The organism is Dermabacter sp. Marseille-Q3180, from assembly GCF_940792985.1.
GTDB classification, from domain to species: domain Bacteria; phylum Actinomycetota; class Actinomycetes; order Actinomycetales; family Dermabacteraceae; genus Dermabacter; species Dermabacter vaginalis.
The window spans coordinates 39,094-56,400 of sequence record NZ_CALNWU010000003.1; the positions used below are offsets into that span (position 1 = coordinate 39,094).

General features: G+C 62.0%; 14 protein-coding genes. 8 read left to right on the forward strand and 6 right to left on the reverse strand.

What is annotated here, in order from left to right; translation table 11 throughout:
* Positions 1-68 precede the first annotated feature (68 nt).
* Both NBW56_RS08060 and NBW56_RS08065 read right to left on the reverse strand, forming a co-directional pair.
* Positions 69-464 (reverse strand): type II toxin-antitoxin system VapC family toxin, encoded by a 396-nt coding sequence (locus tag NBW56_RS08060; protein WP_250258782.1) that lies wholly within the window; start codon positions 462-464, stop codon positions 69-71.
* Positions 461-748 (reverse strand): type II toxin-antitoxin system Phd/YefM family antitoxin, encoded by a 288-nt coding sequence (locus NBW56_RS08065; RefSeq protein WP_250258783.1) that lies wholly within the window; start codon positions 746-748, stop codon positions 461-463. Before NBW56_RS08065 ends, NBW56_RS08060 begins: the two co-directional genes overlap by 4 nt.
* Positions 749-1,010: 262 nt before the next feature.
* Here NBW56_RS08065 and NBW56_RS08070 point away from each other — a divergent pair, with 262 nt between their 5' ends.
* From NBW56_RS08070 to NBW56_RS08080, 3 genes are all read left to right on the forward strand, one after another.
* Entirely contained in the window at positions 1,011-2,576 is a 1,566-nt protein-coding gene (locus NBW56_RS08070; RefSeq protein WP_250258784.1) for an MDR family MFS transporter, read from the forward strand.
* Between the two features lie 74 nt (positions 2,577-2,650).
* Entirely contained in the window at positions 2,651-3,298 is a 648-nt protein-coding gene (locus NBW56_RS08075) for a TetR/AcrR family transcriptional regulator (RefSeq protein ID WP_250258785.1), read from the forward strand.
* Positions 3,299-3,324: 26 nt separating this feature from the next.
* Positions 3,325-4,926 (forward strand): helicase HerA-like domain-containing protein, encoded by a 1,602-nt coding sequence (locus tag NBW56_RS08080; protein WP_250258786.1) that lies wholly within the window; start codon positions 3,325-3,327, stop codon positions 4,924-4,926.
* A gap of 400 nt (positions 4,927-5,326) precedes the next feature.
* On the opposite strand, the gene NBW56_RS08085 is transcribed toward NBW56_RS08080, so the two are convergent.
* A protein-coding gene (locus tag NBW56_RS08085; RefSeq protein ID WP_250258787.1) for an IS3 family transposase occupies positions 5,327-6,549 on the reverse strand; the annotation gives its coding sequence in 2 pieces (ribosomal slippage) (positions 5,327-6,273 and positions 6,273-6,549; 1,224 coding nt in all).
* A gap of 114 nt (positions 6,550-6,663) precedes the next feature.
* On the opposite strand from NBW56_RS08085, the gene NBW56_RS08090 reads away from it, so the two are divergent.
* Entirely contained in the window at positions 6,664-11,226 is a 4,563-nt protein-coding gene (locus tag NBW56_RS08090; RefSeq protein ID WP_250258788.1) for an LPXTG cell wall anchor domain-containing protein, read from the forward strand.
* A 293-nt stretch (positions 11,227-11,519) separates the two neighbouring features.
* Here NBW56_RS08090 and NBW56_RS08095 read toward each other — a convergent pair whose 3' ends face one another.
* From NBW56_RS08095 to NBW56_RS08105, 3 genes are read right to left on the reverse strand one after another with little or no spacing between them, the layout of a single operon-like run.
* Positions 11,520-12,260, reverse strand: a complete 741-nt coding sequence (locus NBW56_RS08095; protein ID WP_250258789.1) for a phosphoglyceromutase — start codon at positions 12,258-12,260, stop codon at positions 11,520-11,522.
* A gap of 9 nt (positions 12,261-12,269) precedes the next feature.
* On the reverse strand, positions 12,270-12,719 hold the full coding sequence (dtd, locus tag NBW56_RS08100; protein WP_126847992.1) for a D-aminoacyl-tRNA deacylase: 450 nt from the start codon (positions 12,717-12,719) through the stop codon (positions 12,270-12,272).
* Positions 12,719-14,542 (reverse strand): phosphotransferase, encoded by a 1,824-nt coding sequence (locus tag NBW56_RS08105; protein WP_250258790.1) that lies wholly within the window; start codon positions 14,540-14,542, stop codon positions 12,719-12,721. Before NBW56_RS08105 ends, dtd begins: the two co-directional genes overlap by 1 nt.
* Positions 14,543-14,629: 87 nt before the next feature.
* On the opposite strand from NBW56_RS08105, the gene NBW56_RS08110 reads away from it, so the two are divergent.
* The 4 genes from NBW56_RS08110 (at position 14,630) to NBW56_RS08125 (ending at position 17,232) form a co-directional block, all read left to right on the forward strand.
* Positions 14,630-15,079 carry a DUF3151 domain-containing protein gene (locus NBW56_RS08110; RefSeq protein WP_250258791.1) on the forward strand — a complete coding sequence of 150 codons (450 nt, stop codon included), beginning with the start codon at positions 14,630-14,632 and terminating at the stop codon, positions 15,077-15,079.
* 79 nt (positions 15,080-15,158) lie between these two features.
* Positions 15,159-16,490, forward strand: coding sequence for an adenylosuccinate synthase (locus tag NBW56_RS08115; RefSeq protein ID WP_250258792.1), 1,332 nt, complete (start codon positions 15,159-15,161; stop codon positions 16,488-16,490).
* Positions 16,477-16,902: a sterol carrier family protein gene (locus tag NBW56_RS08120; protein ID WP_250258793.1), complete on the forward strand. Its 426-nt coding sequence runs from the start codon at positions 16,477-16,479 to the stop codon at positions 16,900-16,902. Before NBW56_RS08115 ends, NBW56_RS08120 begins: the two co-directional genes overlap by 14 nt.
* Before the next feature lie 6 nt (positions 16,903-16,908).
* A complete protein-coding gene (locus NBW56_RS08125) occupies positions 16,909-17,232 on the forward strand; it encodes a hypothetical protein (RefSeq protein WP_250258794.1) in 324 nt (107 codons plus the stop codon).
* Positions 17,233-17,307 lie beyond the last annotated feature (75 nt).

The following is a 17,307-nucleotide window of genomic DNA, read 5'->3' on the forward strand; positions in this document are numbered from 1 at the left end:
GTTTTACGGCGGCGGGCTGAGTGCCGAGCCCTTTCGAAATTCGACGGGAAGATGTGCGGGCTCGGCGACTATGAGGGGGCGATGGTCTCGAGGCCGACGCTTTCGCAAGCTTCCGTGAGGCGGTGATCGTATGTCAGCATGGCGGCTGCACCCAAGCGGAGAGCGCTTTCGAGATGGAGGGCATCGAGGGTTCGAAGGTGCTTCCCGGGTAAGAGGCCTGCGCTCCGAAAGACTGTGCGGTCCAAAGTGGCGAGTGAAACCCCGGCGAGGATTGCCGTGGCGACCTTTTGCTCGACGCCTTCGCGAACGGCGATCTGCCTCAGCTCAGTTTCGAGCAGGTCGCTCGAAACGAGTTCGGTCTGTGAAGCGTCGAGCCAAGAACTGAGCGCGGAGGAATCCGGTTCGCCGAGGAGGAGCTTCGCCAACGCGGAAGTATCAACATAGATTCGCGGCGCGACAGTCATAGTCTTTCCGCCCGCACGTCATCTAATGCTCGCTGCGCGCGACCGCTCGGACGGGACGTGACGTGGGAATCGACGAGGTCGCTCCAACCGCCGATTCTCGAGGCGGGCCGCGTGATCGGAAGGCGAGGTTCCTGTTCGTCGATGGGCACGAGACGAGCGACGGCTTCGCCGCGATTCGTGACGACGAAAGATTCGCCCGCAGCGACTGCGCGTAGCACGCGCGCGGATTGATTCCTTAGCTCACGCTGCGGAAGCGTGCGGTCAATTCCGAGTGCTTCACTCATGCGGCAAACGTAGCACGTGTGCTACACCGGCTCAAGGGGAGTCCGTCGGTGCGTCAAGGGGTGGGGCTGTCGCCGAAGGTGCATCAGTGTTGGCTAATTCCGGCTGGCGCTCGTCGGCGGTAAGGGGCGGCACCGTGATCCCTCCGTCACGTTCCACCGCGTGCCCCTTGGTCGAGGCCGGCATAGGCGATAATCTCGCAGGCGGTAAAGATTTGCAGTCGCTGCACTTTTGGTGTGGTGGTGCACTGGCGAAAAGGGGATCATGTCTACATCAGTCCAGACCCGCGTGGAGCGAGGCGACGCACCGGTAGAGTTCACCGGCCTTGACCGCGACGGCAAACTCGTCTTTGTGGGGCTCATGCTCGGCATGTTCGTCGCCTCGATCTCGCAGACGATCGTCGGCCCCGCGATGCCACGCATCGTTGCCGAGCTCGGCGGGATGGAGCACTACAGCTGGATCGCGACCGCGGCAATGCTCGTATCGGCCGTAGCCGTGCCGGTCGTCGGCAAGCTCTCGGATATGTACGGCCGCAAGGCCTTCTACCTCGGCGGTCTCGTGGTGTTCATGATCGGCTCGATTCTTTCGGGCATGGCCACGAACTTCTGGTTCCTCGTTGTGGCCCGCGCGGTTCAGGGTCTCGGCATGGGCACGCTCATGCCGCTCAGCCAAACGATCATCGGCGACATCATCCCGCCGCGCCAGCGCGGCAAGTATCAGGGCATCATGGGCGCCGTGTTCGGTGTGTCCTCGATTGCCGGCCCGCTCTTCGGTGGCTGGGTGACCGATAACTTTGGGTGGCGCTGGCTGTTCTACCTCACGCTTCCGCTCGGCGTTCTTGCTCTCGCATTTCTCGCGAAATTCATGAACCTTGAGCACACGGGCAAAGCCGGCAAGTTCGATCTTCTCGGGGCCCTGACCCTCACCCCGGGTCTCGTGATTGGACTGCTCGCGATTTCGTGGGGTGGCAACACCTACGACTGGGATTCGGCCGTGATCATCACGATGCTCGTTGTTGCCGCGGTGTTCCTCACCGCCTTCGTGGTCGTCGAAATGCGCGCCGAAAACCCCCTCATCCCGCTGCACATGCTCGCCGATTCCCGCATCTCTTTGTCGGTACTCGCAAGTTTCTCAATCGCGGTGGCAATGTTCGGCGGAATCATCTACATTCCCGTGTTTGCGCAGGGGGTGCTCGGTGTGTCCGCGACAAACTCGGGTGCGATCCTGATCCCTCTCAACATCGCCATGATCGTGATGTCGATTCTCATGGGCATCATGATCACGAAGTGGGGCCGCTACAAGGGGCTGCTCATCGCCGGTGGCGTCATCATGAGTATCGGCTACATCCTGCTCACGCGGCTTGACTGGCAGTCCACGCAGCTGCACCTCACGCTCGTCATGATCGTGATCGGCATTGGCCTCGGCATGTGCATGCAGACCTACACCCTTATCGTGCAGAACGCCGTCCCGCGCGACGAGCTCGGTGTGGCAACCTCGGCCGTGCAGTTCTTCCGCAATGTTGGCTCGACTATCGGCACCGCCGTTCTCGGCTCCGTGATGAGTTCGAACCTCATGCCGAAGATTCAAGCGCAACTCCCGCCGCAAGCCGCGGCCGCGATGAAGAAATTCGGTGGAGACTCCGGCGGCGGTGCGTCCGCGATTCTTGACCCGTCCAAACTGGAGGGGATACCCGCACCCATCGTGGAGGCGATCCGCCACGGCATGGGTGATGCCATGCATGCCGTGTTCGTGACAGCCGCGCCCTTTGCGGTCGTTGCCGTCGTGCTTTCACTCTTCATTCGTCATACCGAGCTGCGCAGCACCAACTAACACGTGAGGAACTGCGTGGGGCCGCCTGGGCCGAAATTGCTCGGGCGGCCCCCGACGACAAAAAGGTGAACGACATGCGGAATAAGGCCGCGTTGGATAACGAGCAAGCGTCGGACTCTGCCGCTTGCCACGAGGGCTTACGTGAGCGAAAGAAGCGCGAATCGCGCGAGGCGATGCACCTCGCGGCGCTTGAGCTCGTGGCCGAGCACGGTTTTGCGCAGGTCACGGTTGATCAGATCGCCGAGCGGGCGGGCGTTTCACCGCGCACGCTGTTCAACTATTGGGGCACGAAAGAGGCGGTCGTGCTCGGTGTGGATACCGAGAACGTGAGGACGTTTGTGGGCATGCTCGAGGCGAGGCCCGCTGAGGAGGCCGCGCGTGATTCCATGCGTGTTCTGATCGAGGCGCATGTCAAGGAAGCGTCGATGCGCAGCGAGAGCCGCAACCTCAAGAAGCACGTGATGATGCGTGAGCCGCAGCTGATTCAGATCGTCGCTAACCGCAACAAAGAAGTGAGCATGCAGCTCAGGGATGTTCTCGCGCAGCGTCTTTTGCCGAGTCTTGGAGAGGAACGCGCGCGCGATGCCGCGGCGATTCACGTTTCGCGGGCCGTGGCGACTTTGCGGAGCGTCTACGCTATTGCTGTCAATCGAAATGTGGATCTCGCCGAGGCTCTGCCGATCTTCTACGATCTTGACGAATCGGGATGCCTCGACCTGTAGATCGCAACCGCAAGGAGTTTCGCACCATGGCCGACACCGCCCAGCCCCACAACGCGCCTGCGACGAGCGACCTCGTTGCCGCCTACGACTTCGAGGAGCCGCGAATCCACCTCGGCGCGGTTGTCGAGAATGGTGAACCGGATCCCGAAGCGCCGCTGTATATGCCGCTCGGAATGCTGAACCGGCACGGTTTGATTGCCGGCGCCACCGGTACCGGTAAAACGAAAACCCTTCAGCTCATCGCGGAACAAATCGCGGCGGCCGGAACCCCCGTTTTTGTTGCGGATATGAAGGGAGACCTTTCCGGCATCGCCGTTCCCGGGCAAGCGTCGGAGAAGCTCACCGCGCGCGCGAAAGCCCGCGGCCAAGAATGGGTTTCCCGCGCTGGAACCACCGAATTCTTCTCGCTCGGCGGCCACGGTAAAGGCGTGCCGATTCGCACCACGGTGACGGAATTTGGGCCGGTTCTCCTCGCGAAGGTACTCGGCCTCAACGACACGCAAGAATCCTCGCTCTCCCTCATCTTCCACTACGCCGATCAGAGCGGTCTCGCGCTTCTCGACCTCAAGGATCTGCGCGCCCTCATTCAATACCTCACGACCGACGGTAAAGAGGAGCTGAAGAGCATCGGCGGGATTTCCACCGCGACCGCCGGCGTTATTCTGCGCAATCTCACGCAGTTTGAAAATTCAGGCGCCGATGCCTTCTTCGGTGAACCCGCGTTTAATGTTGAAGATTTTCTGCGTCAGGATTCCGACGGTTGCGGGATCATCTCGTGCCTGGAGCTTCCGGGTGTTGCCGAACGACCGGAGCTCTTTTCGACCTTCATGATGTGGATGCTCGCCGAGCTTTACCAGGTGTTGCCTGAAGTGGGCGATCTACCACAGCCGAAACTCGTGTTCTTCCTCGATGAAGCCCATCTCCTTTTCAAGGACGCTTCGAAGGCGTTCATTGACCAGGTCATTCAAACGGTGCGACTCATTCGCTCGAAGGGCGTGGGCGTATTCTTCATTACTCAGTCGCCCAAAGACATCCCGGCCGATGTCCTCGCGCAACTCGGCAACCGCGTGCAGCACGCCCTGCGCGCCTTCACGCCCGAGGATGCGAAGGCCATCAAGAAGGCCGTTGCCACGTATCCCACGACCGAATACGACCTCGAAAAGCTCCTCACCTCCCTCGGCACGGGCGAAGCGGTCGTGACCGTCATGAACGAAAAGGGCGCACCAAGCCCCGTGGCCTACACCGCGATGCGCGCCCCCGAATCCTCGATGGATCCCGCGCCCGAGGCGGAGGTTGATCGGATCGTCGCCGCGAGCACCCTCGCTGGCCAATACGGGAACGTTGTGGACCGCGAGAGCGCCTACGAGATCCTCAAGGCTCGCGCGGAAGGTGGTCAGGTGGGCGAGAAGGAGTCCGACGCTTCCCCGGCAACCGTCGGAACCGAGACGCCCAAGGCGAGTGAGAGCGATGCTGCCAACTCGACGCCCGCGAAAAACGAGCCTGGTTTCGTGGAGAAGATCGCGAGCAATAGTGCGGTGAAGAGTTTCTTCCGCTCGGCGGGGACGGTGCTCGGGCGCGAGATTACGCGTTCGTTGTTCGGGACGACGAAAAAGCGGCGCCGACGTTAGCCCTGTCGCCATCTCCGATTGACGCCCCTCAACCTCGGCATTCCTCTACTGGCATGCCTGTCGTTGGGGCCGTCCGATTTTAAGGCCCGCTGGGGCGCGTGTGAGGGTCTGGTGCATGAGTGGTCATGGCTTGCCTAACACTGGCATAACAATCTTGTAACGATTGTGCGGGAGGCTGTGAATGTGGAATAGCCTCAATAACTCGGTAGTAGCTTACGGACGGGTGAGAAAAACCGTGTAACGGATGCTCGTCGGTGTGGACGAAAGTTGCGGATTGGGGGGAGAGGGGCGAGCGGTAAGTTGTAGACCGGAATTTTGGTGGCTTACCGAACTGTGAGTGCGGTGTTAGTGTTCCACTCGTGGTGCGCCCTGAAGCGTCCTGGGTTTGGTTCCGCTTCTTTTACGGCCCTGTGTTGATGGGCTCGGTGAGATAGTACTCGGTTTCTACTTCTTGTGGGGTGGCGTAGCCCAATGCTTCGTGAAGACGTTTGGTGTTCCACCAGTGCACCCACCGCAAGGTGGCTAGCTCGACTTCTCCTACTGATGTCCACGGGCCTTGAGGATGGATAAGTTCAGCCTTGTAGAGACCGTTAACAGTCTCGGCCAGCGCGTTGTCATAGGAATCTCCGACTGTGCCGACACTCGGCCGGATCTCGGCTTCGGCCAGTGCGGTGGAGTACTTCAGTGACACGTACTGACTTCCCCGGTCACTGTGGTGTATCAGCTGGTCGCCGTGGATTCGACCGGCAGTCGTTAAAGCATGTTCCAGTGCCTCCATCGGCAGCGCATCGGTGCGCATCGTAGATCGGGTGGCAACACCGACTATTTTGCGGCTGTAGACGTCAATGACAAACGCGGTGTAGGCGAATCCTGACAGGGTGCGAACGTAGGTAATGTCGGCGACCCAAAGTCGCCCAGGTGCTGTGGCCCGGAAGTTTCGCTGCACAAGATCCGGACGATGATCCGGCACCTTAGGGCTGATCGTGGTCGCCGGGGTGCGTCCACGTCGTCGACCAGACACACCTGCAAGTTTCATCAGGCGTGCGGTCTTGTCGCGGCCGATATGAAAGCCCTCACGGTTCATGGCGTGCCACATCTTGCGGATGCCGTAGACCGAGAAGTTTTCCGCATGGACGCGCTGAATCTCTGGGATAAGCAGGCTATCGCTTAAAGCCCTCGCACTCGGGGCGCGGGTGGTGGCGTTACGGTAGCCGCGGGAGGTGATGAATCCACGGTCTGCTTGTTTCAGAACACGGCAGATGGCCTCGACCCCAAATTGCTCCTTGTACTCGTCGATGTAGGAGATCATCTGGTCGTGGGTCGGTCGAGTTCCGCCGCGAAAAAAGCCGAGGCAGTCTTGAGGATTCCGTTGGCTCGTTTCAGCTCGCGGTTTTCCCGGCGTAGCCGTTTGAGCTCTTCTTCCATGGTTTCGCCACCTGTTGGTGCCGTCTGCTCATGGGCGACGCTGTCACGGTACCAGGCGCGTAACGTGTGGTGGGACACGCCAAGGAGCTCTCCGACTTCCTCGTACGCGCGTTGCCGTGAGCAGGATTCCAGACGGACCATCTCTAGGACTTGATGGATCGCCTTCTCCTTGAATTCGGCGGAATACTTTCTGGGCATAGTGCCAATCCTTCCTTAGCAGAGGTAGGAACTAAACCCAGGACGCTTCACCCTTGCGTATGTTCATGCGCTTGTGCGCCCCGTACCCCTCAATGCTTATTGATAGGAACACTCATGATTTTTGATGCCTTCCGTGCGCGGAACACCCACCGTGCGACCGCCGCAACAACGCCGCTGTGGCGCCGCGGGGCCGCAACCCTCGCCGTCGGCGCGATCCTCGGCACCGCGAGCGTGGCTGGCGCTGGCGCGTTCGACACGCCTTTTGTGTCCGCTGCTTCCGCCGCAGACTCGACCTCGCCGCTCACTCCGATCAACGCCGACGCCATCGAGAGCGGTTACATCAGCAAGACGATCGACACCACCAACGCGCCTGGTGTTCTTTCTGGTACGGCCCAGGTTGCCAACAACAATGGCAACCCGTCGACGTTCCAGAGCCACAACTTCCCCGTTCCCGATGGCACCACCGTGTACCTGCGCTGGTTCGACAAGGATGGAGCGGTGTCGCCCGTCTACACGGCGAAGACCACGAGCGCGGTTGACACCAACGCTGACGGCGTCGCAGGTGGCTCCTACGCGTTCGACCTTCGCGTCAACGAGAAGGGCGAGCTTGAAAAGGACGCCAAGGGTAACGTCGTGGCGGGCTGGAAGGATCACTCCGGCAAACGCCACGCCTACACCGCATCTGCCGGTCAGTACTACCGTCTTTGGATCCCCGAATACAAGGATCCCGAAACTGGCAACACCGTGACGATGATCCGCCAAAATGGTGGCTTCTTCCCCGGCTCGTTTGTGAACTCGGTTACCGCCGACAATCTGGGCCAGTTCCCGCTTATCGGCACCAACATGCAGAAGACCGGCGTTCTCATGGCTGAGCGCGCCGAGGGCTACATGACCCGCCCGCGCAGTGAGTGGGTAGAGGACACGGCAGGTCCGATCGCCAATCCGGCCCTCGTGACCGGTTTCACCGAAGCGGATAAGTCCTCGATCTCCGGTCAGGTGTGGCTTGAGACGAGCGCCGGTGACCGTGCCAACTCGGCGACCGGCCCCGTGAACAACGGTGATGCCGATCCGGACGCCAAGGGCTACCGCGTCGTGATCTCGAAACTCACCGACAAAGGCATCGCTGCCTATAACGACCAAGTGGCAAGCCTCGACGACTCGAAGAAGGCGGCCGCGACCAAGAGGCTTCTCACTGACCACCCCGAGTACATCGCGTTTACGCGCTACGCCACTACGGACGACAAGGGCCGCTACACGGTCCGCGTGCCCAAAGGTGCGCTCGCGCAAGGTGCAGTCACGGCGGACAAGGGCTTCTACATGTTTGTCGAGAATGACAAGGGTGAGAAGCTCGAAACCTATTCGTCGTGGATCAACCCGGAGTACCGCAGCAACGAGAAGACCAACTGGGCCGCTCAGGCAGCGTCCATCAAGGGCGGTCTCGGCAACACCTACAACGTGAACTTCGCTATCATCCCCACGACCCAGATGAAGCTCGACATTACGAACTTCGACACCACCGCCAACCCGGCGAAGGTGGGGGACACTGCTGAGATCAAGCTCGACGGTGTGGCGCTCTCCCCGCTCAAGAACAAGATTGAGTGGACCGACTCCAAGGGTAAGGTCCTCAAGACTTGTGACAACCTCACGAGCATGACTGAGGCCGAAAAGTGCACCTTCACTGTTCCGCAGGGTATGCCCAGCGGTGAAATTGTGCGTGCAACCCTCTACGCCGATACCAACCCAGTAGCCGCCGATTCGTTCATCGTCGACAACGATCCACGCTGGGCTGACAGCGTCAAGACCCCCGAGAAGACCGCAGTTACCATCAAGAACGACGGTGGCCCGGTAGTCGATGGCACCAAGATCGGCACCGTGGAAGGTCCCGGAACCGCCACGCTTAACGACGATGGCAGCATCACGGTGACGCCGAACGACACGGCGAAGCCTGGCGACACGATCACCGTGCCCGTTGTCGCTCCTGACGGCAAAGTCATCGACACCATCACCGTAACTGTCGAAAACCAAGACAAGGACTCCGATGGTGATGGCCTGACCGATGCCAAGGAGAAGGAGCTTGGCACGGATCCGAACAAGGCTGATACCGATGGTGACGGCGTCAACGACGGTGACGAGGTTTCGGGTGAGAAGAACAAGGACTTCGACGGTGACGGTAAGGGTGACCCGACTGATCCGAAGAAGGCTGACACTGATGGTGACGGTGTGAATGATGGTGATGAGATCACCAACGGCACCGACCCGAACAAGGCTGATACCGATGGTGACGGCCTGACCGATGACCAGGAGAAGGAACACAGCACGGATCCGAACAAGGCTGATACCGATGGTGACGGCCTCACCGATGGTGACGAAGTTTCGGGTGAGAAGAACAAGGACTTCGACGGTGACGGTAAGGGTGACCCGACTGATCCGAAGAAGGCTGACACCGATGGTGACGGTGTGAACGATGGTGACGAGATCACCAACGGCACCGACCCGAACAAGGCTGATACCGATGGTGACGGCCTGACCGATGACCAGGAGAAGGAACACGGCACGGATCCGAACAAGGCTGATACCGATGGTGACGGCCTCAATGACGGTGACGAAGTTTCGGGTGAGAAGAACAAGGACTTCGACGGTGACGGTAAGGGTGACCCGACTGATCCGAAGAAGGCTGACACCGATGGTGACGGTGTGAACGATGGTGACGAGATCACCAACGGCACCGACCCGAACAAGGCTGATATTCCTGCGGAGGGCGATAAGGACTCCGATGGTGATGGCCTGACCGATGACCAGGAGAAGGAACTCGGCACGGATCCGAACAAGGCTGATACCGATGGTGACGGCCTCAATGACGGTGACGAAGTTTCGGGTGAGAAGAACAAGGACTTCGACGGTGACGGTAAGGGTGACCCGACTGATCCGATGAAGAATGACACCGATGGTGACGGCTTCGGTGACGGTCAGGAGATCGACAAGGGCACGGACCCGCACAACCCCGACACCGATGGTGACGGCCTTACTGACGGAAGCGAAGCCACGGGCAATAAAAACGGGGACTTCGATGGTGACAGGAAGGGTGACCCGACTGATCCGACGAAGGCTGACACCGATGGTGACGGCGTGAACGATGGTGAAGAGATCACCAACGGCACCGACCCGAACAAGGCTGATACCGATGGTGACGGCCTCACCGATGGTAAGGAAAAGGAACTCGGTACCGACCCGAAGAAGGCTGACACCGATGGTGACGGCCTCAACGACGGTGACGAGGTCTCGGGTGCCAAGAACAACGACTTCGGCAACAAACCGACTGATCCGAAGAACGCTGACACCGACGGTGACGGCATGAACGATGGTCTTGAGATCATTAACCACAGGGACCCGAACAAGGCTGATACTCCGGCGGAGGGCGATAAGGACTCCGATGGTGACGGTCTGACCGATGACCAGGAGAAGGAACTCGGCACGGATCCGAACAAGGCTGATACCGACGGTGATGGCCTCACCGATGGTGACGAAGTTTCGGGTGAGAAGAACAAGGACTTCGGCAACAAGCCGACCGATCCGAAGAAGGCTGACACCGATGGTGACGGTGTGAACGATGGTGACGAGATCACCAACGGCACCGACCCGAACAAGGCTGATACTCCGGCGGAGGGCGATAAGGACTCCGATGGTGACGGTCTGACCGATGACCAGGAGAAGGAACTCGGCACGGATCCGAACAAGGCTGATACCGACGGTGATGGCCTCAACGACGGTGACGAGGTCTCGGGTGAGAAGAACAAGGACTTCGGCAACAAGCCGACCGATCCGAAGAAGGCTGACACCGATGGTGACGGTGTGAACGATGGTGACGAGATCACCAACGGCACCGACCCGAACAAGGCTGATACTCCGGCGGAGGGCGATAAGGACTCCGATGGTGACGGTCTGACCGATGACCAGGAGAAGGAACTCGGCACGGATCCGAACAAGGCTGATACCGATGGTGACGGCCTCAACGACGGTGACGAGGTCTCGGGTGAGAAGAACAAGGACTTCGGCAACAAACCGACCGATCCGAAGAAGGCTGACACCGATGGTGACGGTGTGAACGATGGTGACGAGATCACCAACGGCACCGACCCGAACAAGGCTGATACTCCGGCGGAGGGCGATAAGGACTCCGATGGTGACGGTCTGACCGATGACCAGGAGAAGGAACTCGGCACGGATCCGAACAAGGCTGATACCGATGGTGACGGCCTCAACGACGGTGACGAGGTCTCGGGTGAGAAGAACAAGGACTTCGGCAACAAACCGACCGATCCGACGAAGGCTGACACCGACGGTGACGGCATCAACGACGGTGACGAGGTTTCGGGGGCCAAGAACGACAAGTTCGGCAACCGCCCCACGGATCCGAACAGCGCCGACACCGATGGTGACGACGTGCACGATGGCAAGGAAATCGCTCAGGGCACCGATCCGACGACCCACAATGGCCCGGAGGCGCCCGCGGGTGGCAAGCAGGAGCCGGTGAAGGTGGTTCCCGCGAAGCCGTCGCACAGCAACAACGGGCACCTGCCGCGTACCGGTGCGGAGACCGGCGGCCTCATGGCTGCTGCTGCCTCGCTCATCGCGGGTGGTGTGGCGCTCGTGACGCGCCGCCGTAAGAACGAGCAGTGAGGAATCGCCCGTAGCGGCACCCTCATCTAGCTGAACGCACGTGGCCCTCGCTCCTTCGGGAGCGGGGGCCACTCTCTATGCCCGGACGCCGTCGGTCAAACCCCCACAACCCCTATGCAATCTGGGGGAGGGGAGAAGCCGGGGAGCAACCGGAATTAAACGGAAGGCCCCGGAGATCCGTGTGGATCTCCGGGGCGCTGGTTGTGGGGGAACCGTCGGAACCCGAGCGATTACGGGGCGGGCGCGAGCCCGAAACCCCCACAACCCCTATGGAATTCGAAGAGAGAGAGGGGCTACTTCTTGCCCTGGTTGGCGACGGCCTCGGCGGCCTTGCGCGCGGCTTCCTCATCGAGGTAGCGGCCGCCCTTCGTCACGGGCTTGAAGTTCTCGTCGAGCTCGTACACGAGAGGCTGGCCGGTCGGGATGTTCAGGCCAACGATGTCCTCGTCCGAGATGTCGTCGAGATACTTCACGAGCGCGCGCAGCGAGTTGCCGTGCGCGGCCACGAGAACGGTCTTACCGGCGGCGAGGTCAGGCTTGATGCCCTCTTCCCAGTAGGGGAGGAAGCGCGCGATGACGTCCTTGAGGCACTCGGCCTTCGGCACTTCGGTGCCCTCGTAGCGGGGATCGTCGTCCTGGCTGAACTCGCTACCCGACTCAATAGCAGGCGGCGGAACGTCGAACGAGCGGCGCCACAGCATGAACTGCTCGTCGCCGTACTTGTCGCGGGTCTCCGCCTTGTCGAGGCCCTGGAGCGCGCCGTAGTGGCGCTCGTTGAGGCGCCAGTCGCGCTTCACCGGAATCCAGTGGCGATCAGCGGCATCAAGCGCAAGGTTCGCGGTCATGATCGCGCGGCGCAGAAGCGACGTGTGAACGACGTCCGGGAGGATGCCCGATTCCTTGATGAGTTCACCGCCGTGGGTGGCTTCGCCGCGGCCCTTGTCAGAAAGGGGCACGTCAACCCAACCGGTGAAGAGATTCTTTTGATTCCATTCGCTCTCGCCGTGGCGGAGCAGTACCAGTGTGTACATCATGTCTCCACCCTACTCGGTCTCGATGAGTATCGTCATAGGACCATCGTTTGTGAAACTCAGCTGCATGTGTGCGCCGAATTCGCCTTCGTACACGGTGAGGCCGCGCTCGCGCACCTTGTCAATGACGTGCTGGACAAGGGGTTCGGCGACGGGGCCGGGAGCAGCTTTGTTCCAACTCGGGCGGCGACCCTTGCGCACGTCCGCATAAAGCGTGAACTGGGAAATGATCATGACGGGCGCGTTCTTCTCGAGCGCGGATTTTTCGTCGTCGAGAATGCGCAACTCGCAGATCTTGCGAGCCATGGTTTCCACGGCCGAGTCGCCATCCTCGTGCGTGATGCCGAGCAGCACCACGAGCCCTTCACCTTCGAACTCGCCGCCCGTGCGGCGTGGTGTCGCGGAGGAATCATCGAGGATCTCCACCCTCGCTCCGGTCACCTTTTGCACAATTGCGCGCATCAGCGCACTCCTTCCTCGGGGTCCTGAGATGGGGAGGTGGCCCTCTCGGGTGCGGGCTCCGCCGTATCGGCGCGGTGAGTATTGCGCGGGCGAGGATCCGACGGTTGCGCCGCCGCCATCGATTCCATCATCGTGTGGCGCGCCGGGCGCACGTGCGGGTGTCGCCGCATGCCCGGCGCATACACGGGAGTGGGCGGCGACATCGAGATTCCGGCACGGCCGAAGTGCTCGTGAGAGTGTTCGTTCGCGCCATCGAGGGCGATCTCCATCTGGTGATCGGAAAGCTCGGGAATGGGCGGTAGTGGAATCGTGGGGTCTTGCTCAAAGTGAGCGGCGCCGTGCGCGAACGACGTGTCGGCGCTCGGGATCGACGGCACCACGATGGGGGAGCGCTCGGTAGCCTGTGGAGGCTCGAACTCGCTCACGGTTTCTCGCGTGTCGGCCATCTCGGGCCCCTGCTGCTCTTCGTGAACCTGAGCAGCGTCGCGGGGCGAGGTGGCGTCGGAACCGGAAATGAGCCCACCCGGCATGGGCCCCACGTAATGCGGGCCATATTCGGCGACCTGCACCCATGTTTCGGCTACGCGCACCATCGCCTCCGTGGCGCGTTCCCAATCGTTTTCCTGCTGGCGATGCGGGCCGGTGGCGAGGGAGAGCACCACCCCGGCGGCGCGCAACGCGAGCTCTTGCGGGTCCACACGGCCCGCGAAAACGGGGTACCACGTGCGGATTGCTTCGGCGACGCGCTCGTGAATATCGAGGGGTAGCCGGCCTTGATTGGCGTAGTCGCCGAGCACTGAGAGGTGGGCGCACAAGCACGCGAGGTCGTCGGCGCGGCGGCCCGGACCCACACCATCGATGTCGAGGACGCCAACGACGCGGGAGCCATCCACGAAGACCTGGGCCTCGTAGAAATCGCCGTGGACAACCTCGGTGGGTTCGAGTCCAATGCGTCGTTCAACATCGGCGAGGCCCAGTTCGATGCGGTACACGAGCACGTCGAGGCGGTCCTTGAGCGAGGGGAGGCTCGAGGCGACCACGCCCGCGTAGAACTCGGCGGAATCGGTCCACGGCGGTCGCACGGGCTGGTTCATGAGGGAAGCGGGAAGGCGATCGAGCATCGCGACCAGATCCGCCGCGTGGCACGCCTGCGCACCGTCGTCGATCACGGCCTTCGCGAGCACCGTGCCGGGAAGCTCGGCGAGGACAACGAGACCATCGGTCGTGCCAAGGACAGCGGGAACGGGCACACCCGCGTCGAGCAGTGTGTGGTGGAGATTCACGACCCCCGCGGTCGTGTGCGGCTGAAACACCTTGAGGAACACATTGCGGTCGGCAAGGGTGGCCTTGAGCACGGCGCGGCGACCGGGACGATAGCTCACGACTTCCACGGGTACGGGCGTGCCTTCCGCATACCCCGTTGCCACTCCAAGCTGCGCGAGAGTTTCATGGAGAACGTCCGGGTAGCACACCTGCGGGAGCATCGGCAGCCACGGGTCGTGTGGGTAGCGCCACACGCGCACGTTCATGTCGCCGTCGGTCATCACGAGCGACTGCTCGGGGGCGAGCACGTTCTTTTCTTGCTCGCCGATATGAGCGCTCACGCCGAACAGCTCGTCGCGCGGCTCCGCCTCGGGGCCGTCGATCTCTACCCAGCGCACCTTCGTGCGGAACATGGCTTTCGTGGAGCGCGAGGGCCGGTGATCGACGTGGTCGAGTGTCCATTCAACGAGTTCGCCACCAGCGTTCGTGACGGCTGCCTCGAGCACACCTCCGGCCTGGGGCCCCGTGAGCAGCTCGGAACCGTCAAGGGTCTCAGTCATGCCCCCATTGTTGCAGGTGACGGCGGAGCCCTTCTGAAGGGGGAGGCGTGCAGGGTGTGTGACACGCGCTCTTTGTAGGGTGGAGGTATGAGCGACAACACGACTTCACGCCCCCGCCCGGAACTTGGAGGTAACCTCCTCGGCCCCGAGCCCACTCACCTCCCCGATGAGCTCGACCGCCCCGTACGCGAGCGCGACGGCGACGACCCGAAGAAGGTCGCCGCCGATAACCCCACCTCGCCGCTCGCGTGGGCACTCCTTGCAGAAGAAGCGAGTGCTGACGGCGATGTGATCGAAGCCTACGCGTTCGCACGAGTCGGCTACCATCGCGGTCTCGATGCACTGCGTCGCGCCGGCTGGCGAGGCCAAGGTGCAGTTCCCGCCTCGCACGAACCCAACCGCGGCTTCCTCCTGTGCCTCCTCCACCTCGTGCGCGCCGCCGAGGCCATCGGCGAGACGGGCGAGGTAGAGCGACTCAAAGACTTCATCGCCGAATCGGACCCGAGCCTGAGCGACGCCACAACGCTCGCCCCTTAACCTCGGCGCTTGCCCCGCGTAAAATGGGCCTTTGCTGTTTCGCTACCGCGCGCCAGGATGACGCGCCGAAGGAGATGTCATGCCCGCGATCGTGATCGTTGGAGCCCAGTGGGGCGATGAAGGAAAGGGAAAGGCAACCGACCTTCTCGGCGACCGCGTCGATTACGTCGTCAAGCCCAACGGTGGCAACAACGCGGGCCACACGGTCGTTGTCCACGGCGAAAAGTTCGAGCTCAAGCTCCTTCCTGCCGGGATTCTTTCCCCGAACGCCACACCCGTGATCGGCAACGGCGTGGTCGTGAACCTCGATGCGCTCTTTGAGGAGATTGACGCGCTCGAATCGCGCGGCGTTGACACCTCGCACCTGCGCATCTCCGCGAATGCGCACATCGTCGCCCCCTTCCACCAGACGATGGACCGCGTCACCGAGCGATTCCTCGGCAAGCGCGCTATTGGCACGACCGGCCGCGGCATCGGCCCCGCCTACATGGACAAAGTGGGCCGCCTCGGTATCCGCGTGCAGGACCTCTTCGATGAGTCGATCCTTCGCCAAAAGGTTGAGGGCTCGCTTCGCCAGAAGAACGGTGTGCTCGTGAAGCTCTACAACCGTCGGGCCGTAGAGGTTGAAGAGATCGTGGCAGGCCTTCTCCAGTATGCCGAGCGGATCCGACCCATGGTTGTGGACACGACCGAGATGCTCAATACCGCGCTCGACTGCGGTGAACTCGTGCTGATGGAAGGCGGCCAGGCCACCTACCTCGATGTGGATCACGGCACCTACCCGTTCGTGACGAGCTCGAACCCCACCGCCGGTGGCGCGTGCACGGGCTCGGGCATTGGCCCCACGCGCATCGACCGCGCGATCGGCATCGTCAAGGCCTACACGACCCGCGTAGGTGCGGGGCCGTTCCCCACTGAGCTGTTCGACAAGTGGGGCGCATACCTTCAGCAGAAGGGCCACGAAGTGGGCGTCAATACGGGGCGTCCGCGCCGCTGCGGTTGGTACGACGCCCTCATGATTCGCCACGCCGTGCGCATCAACGGCTTCACCGACCTCGTGCTCACGAAGCTTGACATCCTCACGGGCCTCGACGAGGTGCCGATCTGCACCGCGTACGAGATCGACGGTGAACTCCACCGCGACATGCCCATGACGCAAACCGAGTTCCACCACGCGAAGCCCGTGTACGAAACGATGCCCGGCTGGAGTGAGGACATCTCGAAGGCCCGCACGTTTGAGGAGCTGCCGATCGAGGCGCAAAACTACGTGCGCCGACTCGAGGAGCTCGCAGGGTGCCGCATTTCCGCGATCGGCGTGGGCCCGGACCGCGAGGACACGATCGCGGTGCACCCGCTCATTCCCGGCGAGGCACGCCTCGCGGGGGAGGAGTCCGACGGTGCCCGCGCGTAAAGCGATCCCGATTTCTGACGGCACGGCCGCGATCCGTTCATGGTGCGAGAGCCGCGAAAACACGCCGCGGGCAACCCTCGCACTCGCGGTCCGTTTCTCCCTTCAGGTGCTCGCCGAGGAATACCCCGGCGGCGCCGTTGAGCTGCGCGTCCCGCCGTTCGGCGCGGTGCAGATTCTCGAGGGCACGAGTCACACGCGCGGCACTCCGCCCGCGGTCGTCGAGATGAATGCCGCGACCTGGATGCGCCTCGCGACCGGCGAGCTGACCTGGGCGGAGGGCCGCGCGAAAGGCGGCGGCGTAAGCGCTTCCGGTGAGCGCAGCGATCTCTCCGAGATCCTGCCCGTGCCGATTGCCAGGAGAGTTGCCGCTGGAGTAAGCTCCGGGCGCTCCACTACGACCGAGGAGAACTAACACGTGATGAGCGAGAACACGCCCGAAGAGCACGAGAAAAGCTCAGTCGCCGGCGCTCCCCAGGGCTCCGATTCGCCCGAGCGCCCCGAATCGCCTCAGCCCACCGCTCTTTTCGTGCGCCGCGAGCGCCGCATGAACCTTGGCGGATGGGTTGTTCTTGCCCTCGTGATCGGCGCGGTCTCGGGGCTCGTGTGGGGGATGTTCAGGGGCGTATTCGAATTTGCGCCGCTCGTGATTGCGGCGCTCTACGGCGTACTTTTTGTGGGAGTGGGCCTCGCCCTCGTGGCTGTGATCATCGATTGGCTCCTCGAGCGCGCTCGCGCGAAGTGAAATAGCGAACCTACCTGGATTCCATAGGGGTTGTGGGGGTTTCGGAAGCGGATCAAACCCCCGTAACTCCTATGG

Excerpts from the sequence above, each read along its gene's own strand:
- NBW56_RS08115 (WP_250258792.1), top strand. The coding sequence starts at position 15,159 with ATGCCCGCGATCGTGATCGTTGGAGCCCAGTGGGGCGATGAAGGAAAG.
- NBW56_RS08105 (WP_250258790.1), bottom strand. The coding sequence starts at position 14,542 with ATGACTGAGACCCTTGACGGTTCCGAGCTGCTCACGGGGCCCCAGGCC.
- NBW56_RS08070 (WP_250258784.1), top strand. The coding sequence starts at position 1,011 with ATGTCTACATCAGTCCAGACCCGCGTGGAGCGAGGCGACGCACCGGTA.
- NBW56_RS08095 (WP_250258789.1), bottom strand. The coding sequence starts at position 12,260 with ATGATGTACACACTGGTACTGCTCCGCCACGGCGAGAGCGAATGGAAT.
- NBW56_RS08125 (WP_250258794.1), top strand. The coding sequence starts at position 16,909 with ATGAGCGAGAACACGCCCGAAGAGCACGAGAAAAGCTCAGTCGCCGGC.
- NBW56_RS08080 (WP_250258786.1), top strand. The coding sequence starts at position 3,325 with ATGGCCGACACCGCCCAGCCCCACAACGCGCCTGCGACGAGCGACCTC.
- NBW56_RS08110 (WP_250258791.1), top strand. The coding sequence starts at position 14,630 with ATGAGCGACAACACGACTTCACGCCCCCGCCCGGAACTTGGAGGTAAC.
- NBW56_RS08090 (WP_250258788.1), top strand. The coding sequence starts at position 6,664 with ATGATTTTTGATGCCTTCCGTGCGCGGAACACCCACCGTGCGACCGCC.
- dtd (WP_126847992.1), bottom strand. The coding sequence starts at position 12,719 with ATGCGCGCAATTGTGCAAAAGGTGACCGGAGCGAGGGTGGAGATCCTC.
- NBW56_RS08065 (WP_250258783.1), bottom strand. The coding sequence starts at position 748 with ATGAGTGAAGCACTCGGAATTGACCGCACGCTTCCGCAGCGTGAGCTA.
- NBW56_RS08075 (WP_250258785.1), top strand. The coding sequence starts at position 2,651 with ATGCGGAATAAGGCCGCGTTGGATAACGAGCAAGCGTCGGACTCTGCC.
- NBW56_RS08060 (WP_250258782.1), bottom strand. The coding sequence starts at position 464 with ATGACTGTCGCGCCGCGAATCTATGTTGATACTTCCGCGTTGGCGAAG.